The sequence below is a fragment of the Massilia cellulosiltytica genome (genome assembly GCF_047325105.1).
Taxonomy (GTDB): Bacteria; Pseudomonadota; Gammaproteobacteria; order Burkholderiales; family Burkholderiaceae_D; genus Telluria; species Telluria orientalis.
Window position 1 is genome coordinate 2,142,285 of record NZ_CP168562.1, and the last position, 11,916, is coordinate 2,154,200.

The following is an 11,916-nucleotide window of genomic DNA, read 5'->3' on the forward strand; positions in this document are numbered from 1 at the left end:
AATACTTACTAGACGATCCGGCTCCGCCTATTGTGACGGATTGGTCCGGTGTGTCACGGCAGCGCGCGGCCGCACGTCTTGTGGATAGCGGCGGGCAGGGTTGCCAACCGCATGACCAATCACCGCATGAAAGGAAAACGCACGATGAATCGCGCAAACTGGTTTCAAGTGTCGCAGGAAGGCGCCAAGGCGCTGGGAGCACTGCACCATTACGCAACGACGGGCACGGGTCTGGAACCGGGACTCATACACCTCGTGTTCCTCAGGACGTCGCAATTGAACGGTTGCGCACATTGCATCGACGTCCACACCCGCGATCTCATCAAACACGGGATGTCCGTCGACAAGATCGTACTGGTGCCGGTATGGGAAGAAGCCGCCTATCTGTTTTCGGACCAGGAACGGGCGGCCCTGGCGTGGACGGAGGAAGTAACGCGCGTGAGCGAGACCCATGCATCGGACGCGGCCTACGCGGCGGCATTGGCCGCATTTGGAGAAACGGCCCTGGTCGAACTGACGATCGTGATCGCGGCCATGAACGCGATCAATCGCATGGGCATCAGCTTCCGGTTGACACCGCGCGCAAAGGCCTAGGACCATGGGGCAGGCAGCACCGCGACACTCCCCGTGTAGCCGTCCGGCAGCACCAATGACCGGCAGGTGCACGCCGCCGGCAGGGATTCATCGCAGGCGCCCCATTCCGCCAGCGCCAGCCCACGGCATTTGAGCCTGGCCTCGCGCTCGCTCCACGCGCGCGCGAACGCGGGCACGCCGGCCAGCGTGGCCGCGGCCGCCGGGCCGAGATAGTCGCGGGCGACGGCTTGCCAGTCCGGGACGTCGGTGACCTGCATGACGTCGATGCCGACGGCGCCGCCGTCCAGCCGCAGGGCCGCCACGGACAGGTCGCCGTCGTGGCTGATCGACAGCGCGACGCGGCGGCCATCGTCGAGCAGCGCCCAGGGCGCCTCGCCCGGCGCACCACTCAGCCGGATCGACGACGGCGACAGCCCGCTCGCCTGCGCCAGCGCGGCCAGCAGTGCGGAACGGATCGTGCGCCTGGCCGTCGCGCGGTCGGTTTGCCCGCGCACGCCGACGATGTGCACGCCCGGAGCGGAAGCAGGCGCATCTGCAAACCCGCCCCCGTCCCACCAGCGCACAGGCAATGCGCGATCCATCACACGCGCTGCGGCGCCGCCGGCAGCCCGTTCCAGCCCGTCGCGGCCGGAATGTGCTCGCCCTTCATGACAAGGGTCAGCGGGCCGATGCGGGCATTGTCCCCGACCTTCGCGCTGTACAGCACGGCACTGCGCGGGCCCAGGTACACCTTGCTGCCGATGTCGACGTGATCGATCTTCATCACCCGGTCTTCGAACAAATGGGTCTGCGGGCAGGACAGCGCGTTCAGCTCGCTGTGGTCGCCGATCGTCACGCAGTCGAATTCCGTGATGTCCGTCGTGTCCATGTAGACGCCGCGACCGATACGGCAGCCGAGCAGGTTGAACGCGACCGGCAGCCACGGCGTGCCGCGCAGGTAGCGCATGAAGTTGGGCACGGCGATGCCTTCGTACATGTTCGTGACGCCTTCGGACAGCCAGACGAACGGTGTCCACATCGGCTCCGCCCGCTTCTTGTAACGGCCCAGCAGCAGCCATTTGAACGCGAGCACGAACAGGTAGTTGCCGATGCCGTAGGCGAGGCTGATGAGGGCCAGGTCCCAGATCACTTCGCCCCAGCGGCCGGCCCCGGCGATCGGCATCAGGTCCAGCACGACCGTGTAGCCGACGGCGATGACGACCGCGTGCGGCGCGACGATGCGGAACGCTTCCACGAGCGCGCGGCCCAGGCGGCGCGCCGCCGACGGGCGGTAGGTCAGGTGTTCCGGATAGCCGCTGACCTGTTCGCGCGCGGGCAGGTGGATCGGCGGCGAGCCGAGCCACGTGTCGCCGCCCGTCATGCGCTCGTTCGCCGGCGCATGCGTGTGCACGCCCACGAGGACGCCTTCCGGCAGCACGGTGCCGTCCGGGATATAGCTGCCGTTGCCGACGAAGCTGCGATTCGAGACGACGGTCGCTTCCATCGTCATCCAGCCGCCGTCGATCTGCTCGTCGCCCAGCATGACGGCGTCGGCGATAAAGGTCTCGTCGCCCAAGGTCAGCATGTCGGGGACGACGCCCAGCGCCGTCGAGATCTCGGCATCGCGGCCGACCTTCGCGCCCAGCAGGCGGTACCAGAACGGCGCGAACACGGTCGCGTAGATGCCGTGCAGGACGTTCAGACTCGACTCCTGGATATGGCTCACGAGCCATTTTTTGCAGTACGCGTTGCTGTGCACGGCCGAGCGGCCCGGCATCATGCGGGGCAGGAAGCCCCAGCGGATGGCGGCCGACACGAGCATCGTCAGCGCGATCAGCACGGCCGATGCGGGAAGGGCCAGCACGAAGTAGCGCAGCAGCTGGCCCTGGATCGAGTTCTGCGCGAGGATCGGCAGGGTGCCGCGTTCGTCGAACCAGTCGATCAGCACGAAGCTGGGAAACACGGGCATGAAGAACAGCGTGGCCACGAGCAGCATGCCGAACACGAAGAACAGGGCTTCGCCGGCGAGGCGGGCACGGCTGACGCGCGGGCGCGGCGGCAGGGTCGACGGGTCGAACGCGCCGGCGTCGCGCGCGGGCGAGCCGCACCAGACGCGGCCGTCCGGCACGCTCCCCCATCCGGCAGCGCGGATTGTCCCTCCAGGTGGCCGCGCCGGCCCACCTGCGTATTGCCTTCCAGGATCGCGTACGACGACACGCAGGCGTCGTCGTCGAGTGCGATGCGGCCCAGGATCAGCCGGCCCCGTTCCACGCGCGCGTTCTCGAAGTTGACGGCGTTGCCGATGCTGACGTTGTCGCCAATGGCGAGCAGGTCGGGCGCGCGGATCGTCAGCGAGCCGATCACGACGTCATGCCCGATCTTCGCGCCCAGCAGGCGCAGGTACCAGCCGTACAGCGACGAGCCGGCCAGCAGGTAGGTCGGGGCCGCCTCGACGAGGCGGTCCGCGAGCCACCAGCGGAAATAGGTCGCGCCCCACAGCGGATACACGCCGGGCTTCAGGCGGCCCGCGACGAGCCACTTGCCGCCGACGGCGAAGACGAATTCCAGCAGGGTCGCGAGCAGGAACACGACGATCGACGCGGCGATGGCGCGCGCCACGGAGTCGCCCGGGTCGCCCGTGAAGAAGTGGTAAGTGAAGAACGGTGCCAGCCACTGGGCCATGCGCAGCGTGATCAGCACGGGGACGGTCGCCAGCTGGGCGACGCCGCACAGCCAGCGGCGAGCTTCGGACGGCGGCGTCCAGTCGGGCTCGATGGCGGCCGTGCCGGCGGCCTGGTCCAGGCCCGAGGCGATGGCGCCGATCTGGCGGTGCGAATAAATGTCGCGCACCGTGACGTGGGCGAAGCGCGGGTCGGCGCGCAGGGCCGTGGCGAGGCGGGCGGCGAAGAACGAATGGCCGCCCAGGTCGCTGAAGAAGTCCAGTTCGCGGCGGATTGGCTGGCCCGGGAACAATTTCTCCAGCGCCGCGAACAGCGCTTCCTCGCCCGGCGTTTCCGCCACGTCCGATTCGGCCGGATCGCTGGGCAGCGGGGCCGACAGGGCCATCGCCTTCAGCGCCTTGCGGTCGATCTTGCCGGACGTCAGGCGCGGCATCACGGACAGCGTTTCGAAGCGGCTCGGCACCATGTACGGCGGCAGCTTTTCCGACAGCGCGCGGCGCAACGTGGCCGGCGCCAGCTGTTCCGGCGTCGCACCGGCGGCCGGCACCAGGTAGGCGACGAGGCGGTCGATGCCGTCGTCCTTGCGCAGCAGCACGGCCGTCGTGCCGACGCCGTCCTGCTGCGCGAGCTGGGCCTCGATCTCGCCCAGTTCCACGCGAAAACCCCGGATCTTGACCTGGTCGTCCGTGCGGCCCAGGCACACGACCTGGCCGTCCGGCTCGATGCGCGCGAGGTCGCCCGTGCGGTACAGGCGCGGATCGTCCGGGCCCACGCTCCACGGGTTCGCGAGGAATTTCTCGGCAGTCAGGTCGGGACGGCCGAGATAGCCGGCCGACAGGCCCGGACCGATGATGCACAGCTCGCCCGTGGCGCCGCGCGGCAGCAGTTGCACGCCTTTGTCGGTCTCGGTGGAAATGACCAGCAAGCCGTAGTTCGGCAGCGGCGTGCCGATCGTGATCAACCGGCCCGGCTCCAGGCGCGCGAGGCTGGCCGACACGGTCGCTTCCGTCGGGCCATACGTGTTGAACATCTGGCGGCCCGGCCTGGAAAAGCGCTCGACCACCGTTTCCGGGCACATTTCTCCGCCCAGGTTGATGATGCGCAGGCCGGGCACGTCGTCCGCGAACAGCGCGAGCAGGGTCGGCACCGCGTGCAGTACGGTGACGCCATTCTCGGACAGCAGGCGCGGCAGCGCTTCCGGATCGCCGGCCGTCTCCTTCGGCCCGAGCCACAAGGTGGCGCCGACGAGGTAGGAAATCCAGATTTCCTCGAACGACATGTCGAAGGCGACCGAAAAGCCCTGGTAGACGCGGTCGGTGGCCTTGACGCCCAGCACTTCGTTCTCGCTGCGCAGGAAGTGGCAGATGCTGCGCTGGTCGATGAGGATGCCTTTCGGCTTGCCCGTCGAGCCCGACGTGTAGATGACGTAGGCGGGGGCATCGCCGTCGACCTTGCCCCGGCGGCGCAGCGCGTAACCGTCGGGCGCGGGCGCCAGCAGTGCTTCGGCCGTGTGGATGGGCTGCGCCACCACGCCGAGACGGTCGCGCATGCGCTCGCTGCTCACGAGGGCAGGGGAGCCGGCGTCGTCCATGCACACGAGCAGGCGCTCGACGGGCGTGTCCTCGTCGACCGGCAGCCAGGCGGCGCCGGCCTTGGCGATCGCCGCCTGCATGACGAGCAGGTCGATGCCGCGCGGCATCCATAGTCCGACGATATGGCCGGGCCGGATGCCCGCGTCGATCAGGCGCGACGCGGCCAGGCTGGACAGGGCGTCGAGCTCGCGATACGTGAGGCGGCGGTCGCCGGCGATGAGGGCGAGCTGGTCCGGTGCGCGGGCCGCGCTCGCTTCCAGCAGGTCGGCCAGGATCTCGTCGCGCAACAGCTCGGGCTGGTGCGGGCCGTAGAGGACATCGGGGTGCCGTGTCAGAGGGGAGATATCGTTCATCGACGGCTATGTTGGGGTTGGTTGAATTTCATCAAGACACAAAAATACGAACCTGGCAGCCACATCTGCGCAGGGTACTCCATTTTAACGGCCGGGCGTCGCAACTGTTTCGTTACGCGCCAGACCACTCGTCATTCCGTCATTTTTGATCTGGATCAAGGATTTGGCAGGTCCAGATTTCATAAAATTTCCCTAAAACAATATTCCTTATCAAAAGCCAGGAGCCACGCTTGCGTACCAACCTGCCCGTCACGGGCATCGAATACCCGTTGCAGGACGGCCAGTCCATCGTGTCCAAGACGGACACCAAAGGCCGCATCACCTACGTCAACCCCGCCTTCATCGAAGTCAGCGGCTTTACCGAGGAGGAATTGATCGGCAAGGCCCACAACATCGTCCGCCACCCGGACATGCCGCCGGCGGCGTTCGCCGACCTGTGGCAAACGCTGCAGGGGGGTGAACCGTGGACAGGACTCGTGAAAAATCGTCGAAAAAATGGCGATTACTACTGGGTCGTGGCGAACGTCGTGCCCATCAAGGAGGAGGGGACGACGGTGGGCTACATGTCGGTCCGCACCCGACCCGCGCGCGACGAGGTCGAACGGGCCGAAGCGATCTATAAACGCCTGCGCGACGGCCGGGCGGAGGGGCTCGCGCTCCGGCGCGGCGCCGTCGTCCGCACCGCGTGGTGGGCGCGCCTGCTGGACTTGCGCACCTTGCCGCTGGGCCGGCGCCTCGGCATCATGATGTGCACGCAGGCGCTGCTGATGGGGGTGCTGGCCTGTGTCACCCAGGCCTGGGGCTGGCGCCTGCTGGCGCTGGCCGGCGCGGCGCTGACCCTGCTGGCCTGGGCCGAGCTGCACCGGTCCATCGTGGCGCCCATGCACCGGGCGCTGGGCGCCGTCCATGCGCTGGCCGGCGGCGATCTGTCGCGCCCGCCCGCACGGGGACGCGACGACGAAATGGGCCGTCTGCTGCTCGCGCTGCGCCAGTTGAACATCAACCTGACGGCGATCGTGGGTGACGTGCGCACGGGCGTCGGCGCGATCCATGCGGCCACGCGCGATATCGCGACGGGCAACCACGACCTCGCCCGCCGCACGGAAGCGCAGGCCGCGAGCCTGGAACAGACGGCCGCGAGCCTCGCCCACATCGCGGCCAAGGCGGGCCAGAACACGGACAGCGCCGAGCGCGCCGACACCCTGGTCGGCGAGGCCTCCCAGGTGGCGGGCCGCGGCGGCGCGGCCGTGCTGGAAGTCGGCACGACGATGGGCCAGATCAGCGGCTCGGCCACGCGCATCGTCGACATCATCGGCCTGATCGACGGCATCGCGTTCCAGACCAACATCCTGGCGCTGAATGCCGCCGTGGAAGCGGCGCGCGCGGGCGAGCAGGGGCGCGGGTTCGCCGTCGTGGCGGGCGAAGTCCGCAGCCTGGCCCAGCGCTCGGCGGGCGCGGCCAGGGAAATCAAGGCGCTGATCGAGGATTCCGTGCACCAGGTCGGGCAGGGCAACGAGCTCGTCGACGCGGCGGGCCAGACGATGCACCAGGTCGTGGGCGCCGTGCAGGACGCGGCCGCCATCATGGGCGACATCACGGCGGCGTCGCGCGCGCAGAACGAGGGCATCGCGGAAGTGAATGCGGCGATGGTCGAACTCGATGGCATCACGCGCGAGAACGCGGCCCTCGTGGAAGAGTCGGCCATGGCTTCCGCCAGCGTGGCGGACCAGGTGGGCCATCTGGGGCAGGTGTTGTCGGTTTTTAAACTTGGGCGCTAACACACCGGCTTCGGCGATTTTTGATGCAAGTCAAGGATTTTGCGGACCCGCCTCAATAGACTCATCTTGACTATTCACGCCGCAGGCCCAGGAGTTTCCCAGATGTTCGACGCAGTCCCCGCAACCAGCGCCACCCGGGTGCATCCCGCGCTCCAGCCCGTCGTCGAGTTCGACGCGGACCTGATCGCCCGGTTGAGCCGCAACGGCCCCCGCTACACGTCGTATCCGACGGCGGACCGCTTCACGGAATCGTTCGGCTACCGCGATTTCCTGCACGCCGTGGCGGACCTGCGCACGCGCGGCGGCGCCAAGCCGCTGTCGCTGTACGTGCACATCCCGTTCTGCGACACCGTCTGCTATTACTGCGCCTGCAACAAGATCGTCACGAAGAACCGCGAGAAGGCGGCGACCTACCTCGCTTACCTGAAACGCGAAGTCGAGATGCAGGGCCGCCTGTTCGCCGGCATGAACGAAGTCGGGCAGCTGCACTTCGGCGGCGGCACGCCGACTTACCTGTCGGACGCGCAGATGGAAGACCTGATGGCGCACCTGCGCCGCTGCTTCCGCTTCGCGCCGGATGCCGCCGGCGAATACTCCATCGAGATCGACCCGCGCACCGTATCGGCCGAGCGCGTGCACGGCCTGCGGCGCCAGGGTTTCAACCGCATCAGCCTCGGTGTGCAGGACTTCGATCCGGACGTGCAGCGCGCCGTCAACCGCATCCAGCCCGAGGCCGAAACGCGCGCCATCATCGCGGCCGCGCGCGATGCGGACTTCCGCTCCATCAGCATCGACCTGATCTACGGCCTGCCGAAGCAGACGCCGGCCACGATGCGCACGACGCTCGACAAGGTGATCGATGCGGCGCCGGACCGCATCGCGATGTACCACTACGCGCACCTGCCGCATCTGTTCAAGCCGCAGCGCCGCATCATTGAAGCGGACATGCCCGACAGCGACACGAAGCTGCGCATGCTCCAGCTGTGCATCGAGCGCCTGACGGCTGCGGGGTATGTGTATATCGGCATGGACCATTTCGCCCGGCCGGACGACGACCTCGCCATCGCGCAGCAGCAGGGCCGATTGCACCGTAACTTCCAGGGCTATTCGACGCACGCCGACGCGGACCTCGTCGCATGCGGCGTGTCCGCCATCGGCGCGGTCGGGGCCACGTACAGCCAGAACGTCAAGACGCTGGACGCCTATTACGATGCGCTCGACCGCAACGAGCTGCCGGTGGCGCGCGGCGCCCGGCTGTCGATGGACGATGCGCTGCGCCGCACGATCATCCAGAAGCTGATGTGCCAGTTCGAGCTGTCCATCAGCACCATCGAGCTCGCGTTCCCGATCGCGTTCCACGCCTATTTCGCGCGCGAGATGGCGCAGCTGGCAGGGCTGGAACGGGATGGTCTCGTCGAACTCGCGCCGGACTGGATCAGCGTCACGTTGAAAGGGCGCCTCCTGATCCGCAACGTGTGCACGGTGTTCGACCGCTACCTCGCCACGCGCGGCCCGGCCACGCATTCCAGGACCATATAACGCCATGAACGTCGCGCTGATTCCGGTATTCGTCGTGGGCCTGCTGGGCAGCGTCCACTGCGCCGGCATGTGCGGCGGGATCGTGGGCGCGCTGTCGGTGGCGCCTTCCGTGGGGCGGGTCATCCCCGTGCGCGTGGCCGCGCAGCGGGCGCCCGTCGCCAACGCCTTCGCCTATAACGCGGGACGCATCGGCAGCTACATGGTCGCGGGCGGGCTGGCCGGCGGCCTCGCTCAGGGCGCGCAGGCGTTCGCGAAGCTGCCGGCACTGCAGGCGGGCGCGTACTGGCTCGCGAACCTGATGCTTGCCGCGCTGGGGCTGTACCTGATGGATGCGTGGCGCGGCCTGGCGCGGCTGGAGCAGGGCGGCCGCTTCGTGTGGCGCGGCGTGCAGCCCCTGCTGAAGAAAGTGGGCCCGCTGGACCGGCCCGCGCGCATGTTCGTGGCGGGCGGCCTGTGGGGCTGGCTGCCGTGCGGGATGGTCTACAGCGTCCTCGTCACCGCGATGCTGAGCGGTTCCGCCTTCCACGGCGCGCTCGTGATGCTGGCCTTCGGCCTCGGCACCCTGCCGATGCTGCTGGGCCTGGGCTTGATGGGCGCGCGCCTGCGCGGCTGGCTCGCGAGCCCGCGCGTGCGGCTCGCGTGCGGCATCCTCGTGCTGGGCTTCGGCCTGCTGGGCCTCGCGCGCGCGGCCGGGGGCCTGCCGCATGGCTGGGTGCAGGACATCTGCGTCGCACCCGGAGCCGGCGCATGAGCGCGGCCGTCCTCGACACCGCCGCGTGCTGGCACTGCGGCCAGCCGGCACGGGCCGCGAGTCCATGGTCGGCCGTCGTCGACGGCGCGAACCGCACCATGTGCTGTCCCGGTTGCGCCGCCGCCGCGCAGGCCATCGCGGACGCCGGCCTCGCCGACTATTACGACAACCGCACCGAATTCGCCGCGCGCATCGGGGACGACGCCGACCTGGCCGCCCTGCGCGCGTACGACGACGCGGTCGATGCCGACGATGTCGTCTTCACCATCGAAGGCATCCGCTGCGCCGCGTGCGTGTGGCTGATCGAACGCCGCCTGAACGCGCTGCCCGGCGTGACGCATGCGCTGCTGAACGTGGCGACGGAGCGCCTGCGCGTACGCCGCGACCCGGCCGTGGCGAAGGCCAGCGACATCATCGCGGCACTGCGCGCGATCGGCTACACGGCGTATCCGCTGGATGCGGAGCGCCAGGGGGCCCACCTCGAACGGGAGCGCAAGACCCTGTTCCGCCGCCTGTTCGTCGCAGGCATGTCGATGATGCAGGTGATGATGTACGCCGTCCCCGTGTACCTGGCGACGGACGGCACGATGGATGCCGACATGCGCGCGCTGATGCACTGGGCAGCGCTGCTGCTGACCGTGCCGGCCGTCGCGTACTCGTCGTGGCCGTTCCTCCGTGGCGCGTGGATGGACTTGCGGCGCGGCGTGGCCGGCATGGACGTGCCGGTGGCGCTGGGCATCCTCGCCGCATCCGCCGCCAGCGTCGTCGCCGTCGTGCGCGGCCACGGCGACGTGTACTTCGATTCGATCACGATGTTCGTGTTCCTGCTGCTGGGCAGCCGCTACCTGGAGCTGGACGCGCGCCGGCGCGCCGCGCGCGCCCTCGAGGGCCTGCAGCGCGCGGCACCCGCGACGGCGCAGCGCTTCGTCGACTTTCCGGGCGCGCGCGCGACCGAGACCGTCCCCGCCGGCGCGCTCGTGCCGGGCGACGTCGTGCTCGTGCCGCCCGGCCAGGCCGTCCCGGCCGACGGCGTCATCGTGGAAGGCGACACGGAAGTCGACCTCGCGCTGCTGACGGGCGAAAGCCGCACGCGCGCGCTGGGGCCGGGCGCGCAACTGCCCGGCGGCGCCGTCAACGTCGCGCAGGCGATCGTCGTGCGCGTGACGAGCAGTGCGCGCGACAGCACCTTGGCGTTGCTGGTGCGCCTCGTCGAACGCGCGGGCCAGGACAAGCCCGCGCTGGCGCTGTGGGCCGACCGCGTGGGCGCGTGGTTCGTGCTGGCGCTGCTCGTGCTGACCGTCGTCGTGTGCGCGGGCTGGTATCTCGTCGATCCGGCGCGCGCGTGGCCGGCGGCGATCGCGGTGCTCGTCGTGTCGTGCCCGTGCGCGCTGTCGCTGGCCACGCCGACGGCGCTCGCCGCCGCCACCGACCGCCTGCTGCGCAGAGGCGCGCTGGCCGTCAAGCCGCATGTGCTGGAAACGCTGGGCCGTGCGACGCACGTCGTGTTCGACAAGACGGGCACGCTGACCTACGGCCACCCCGTGCTGCGCCAGACCGTGACGTTCGGCGGCGCGAGCCGGCGCATGGCGCTGCAGCTGGCCGCCGCGCTGGAAACGGGCAGCGCGCATCCGCTGGCGCAGGCGATCCGCGACGCGGCCGGGCCGGCCGCGCTGGTCGCGAACATGGTCAACCAGGTCGTCGGCAAAGGCATCGAGGGCGAGATCGGCGGCCGCCGTTACCGTCTCGGCAACGCCGCGTTCGTGGCCGGCATCGCGTGCGGCCAGATCCCGGGCGGCCAGCCGGGCGGCGTGACGGCCGTGTGGCTGGGCACCACGTCCGGCTGGGTCGCGCGCTTCGACCTCGTCGACGACATCCGGCCGGAGGCGCGCGACGTCGTGGCCGGCCTGCGCGCGGCCGGCAAGACGGTCGTGCTGCTGTCCGGCGACGACGACGAGGCCGCGCAGGACGTCGCCATGCAGCTCGGCATCGCGCACGCGCTGGGCAACCAGCTGCCCGAAGATAAACTGACCGTCGTGCGCGGCCTGCAGCGCGAGGGCGCCGTCGTGGCGATGGTCGGCGACGGCATCAACGATGCGGCCGTGCTGTCGGGCGCCGACGTGAGTTTCGCGATGGGGCAGGGCGCGCAGCTGGCGCAGCTGCACGCCGACTGCGTACTGCTGGGCGAGGGCTTGCGCCCGCTGGAGGCCGCGCTGGACACGGCGGCGGCCACGCTGCGCGTGATCCGCCAGAACCTCGGATGGGCGATGCTGTACAACGTGGCGGCGATTCCGGCGGCGGCGAGCGGCCTGCTGAATCCGTGGCTGTCGGGCGTGGGGATGGCCGCGAGTTCGGCGCTCGTGGTGCTCAACGCGGCGCGCCTGAGGAGGGCATGACGATGGAAGCCTTGTATTTGCTGGTGCCGCTCAGTGTGATGCTCGTCGCGTTCGCGGTGTGGATCTTCTTCGGGGCGGCGGACAGCGGGCAGTTCGACGATCTGGAGGGACCGGCGTTGCGGATTCTCAGCGACGACGATTGACGGACTCCGTCGTTCCCGCGCAGGCGGGGACCCAATTTTGCATGCGTATCGACAATGCGTACAACTTGGATCCCCGCCTGCGCGGAGATGACGGTGATCCGCGCAAGTGAAGG

General features: G+C 69.3%; 8 protein-coding genes and 1 pseudogene. 6 read left to right on the top strand and 3 right to left on the bottom strand.

Going from position 1 to position 11,916, the window contains the following annotated elements; genetic code table 11:
* Positions 1–144 precede the first annotated feature (144 nt).
* The gene (locus ACEN9H_RS09590) at positions 145–594 is read left to right on the top strand and encodes a carboxymuconolactone decarboxylase family protein (protein ID WP_413674577.1); all 450 of its coding nucleotides are present in this window, start codon (positions 145–147) and stop codon (positions 592–594) included.
* Here the strand turns inward: ACEN9H_RS09590 and ACEN9H_RS09595 are convergent.
* From ACEN9H_RS09595 to ACEN9H_RS09605, 3 genes and pseudogenes are all read right to left on the bottom strand, one after another.
* Positions 591–1,175 (bottom strand): 4-phosphopantetheinyl transferase, encoded by a 585-nt coding sequence (locus tag ACEN9H_RS09595; RefSeq protein ID WP_413674578.1) that lies wholly within the window; start codon positions 1,173–1,175, stop codon positions 591–593. The genes ACEN9H_RS09590 and ACEN9H_RS09595 overlap by 4 nt on opposite strands.
* Positions 1,175–2,701, bottom strand: coding sequence for a Pls/PosA family non-ribosomal peptide synthetase (locus tag ACEN9H_RS09600; protein WP_413674579.1), 1,527 nt, complete (start codon positions 2,699–2,701; stop codon positions 1,175–1,177). The genes ACEN9H_RS09595 and ACEN9H_RS09600 overlap by 1 nt, the downstream gene beginning before the upstream one ends.
* A gap of 1,022 nt (positions 2,702–3,723) precedes the next feature.
* Positions 3,724–5,199, bottom strand: a pseudogene (locus ACEN9H_RS09605) (amino acid adenylation domain-containing protein); the annotation flags it as partial.
* Positions 5,200–5,429: 230 nt separating this feature from the next.
* Here ACEN9H_RS09605 and ACEN9H_RS09610 point away from each other — a divergent pair.
* The 5 genes from ACEN9H_RS09610 to ccoS all read left to right on the top strand — a co-directional run bounded on the left by ACEN9H_RS09610 (position 5,430) and on the right by ccoS (position 11,803).
* Entirely contained in the window at positions 5,430–6,977 is a 1,548-nt protein-coding gene (locus ACEN9H_RS09610) for a methyl-accepting chemotaxis protein (protein ID WP_413674580.1), read from the top strand.
* Positions 6,978–7,079: 102 nt separating this feature from the next.
* The gene (gene hemN / locus ACEN9H_RS09615; RefSeq protein WP_413674581.1) at positions 7,080–8,516 is read left to right on the top strand and encodes an oxygen-independent coproporphyrinogen III oxidase; all 1,437 of its coding nucleotides are present in this window, start codon (positions 7,080–7,082) and stop codon (positions 8,514–8,516) included.
* Between the two features lie 4 nt (positions 8,517–8,520).
* A complete protein-coding gene (locus tag ACEN9H_RS09620) occupies positions 8,521–9,267 on the top strand; it encodes a sulfite exporter TauE/SafE family protein (RefSeq protein WP_413674582.1) in 747 nt (248 codons plus the stop codon).
* A complete protein-coding gene (locus tag ACEN9H_RS09625) occupies positions 9,264–11,660 on the top strand; it encodes a heavy metal translocating P-type ATPase (RefSeq protein ID WP_413674583.1) in 2,397 nt (798 codons plus the stop codon). The genes ACEN9H_RS09620 and ACEN9H_RS09625 overlap by 4 nt, the downstream gene beginning before the upstream one ends.
* Positions 11,661–11,662: 2 nt before the next feature.
* Positions 11,663–11,803 (top strand): cbb3-type cytochrome oxidase assembly protein CcoS, encoded by a 141-nt coding sequence (gene ccoS, locus ACEN9H_RS09630; RefSeq protein WP_036240176.1) that lies wholly within the window; start codon positions 11,663–11,665, stop codon positions 11,801–11,803.
* Positions 11,804–11,916 lie beyond the last annotated feature (113 nt).

Excerpts from the sequence above, each read along its gene's own strand:
- ACEN9H_RS09590 (WP_413674577.1), top strand. The coding sequence starts at position 145 with ATGAATCGCGCAAACTGGTTTCAAGTGTCGCAGGAAGGCGCCAAGGCG.
- ACEN9H_RS09595 (WP_413674578.1), bottom strand. The coding sequence starts at position 1,175 with ATGGATCGCGCATTGCCTGTGCGCTGGTGGGACGGGGGCGGGTTTGCA.
- hemN (WP_413674581.1), top strand. The coding sequence starts at position 7,080 with ATGTTCGACGCAGTCCCCGCAACCAGCGCCACCCGGGTGCATCCCGCG.
- ACEN9H_RS09620 (WP_413674582.1), top strand. The coding sequence starts at position 8,521 with ATGAACGTCGCGCTGATTCCGGTATTCGTCGTGGGCCTGCTGGGCAGC.
- ACEN9H_RS09625 (WP_413674583.1), top strand. The coding sequence starts at position 9,264 with ATGAGCGCGGCCGTCCTCGACACCGCCGCGTGCTGGCACTGCGGCCAG.
- ccoS (WP_036240176.1), top strand. The coding sequence starts at position 11,663 with ATGGAAGCCTTGTATTTGCTGGTGCCGCTCAGTGTGATGCTCGTCGCG.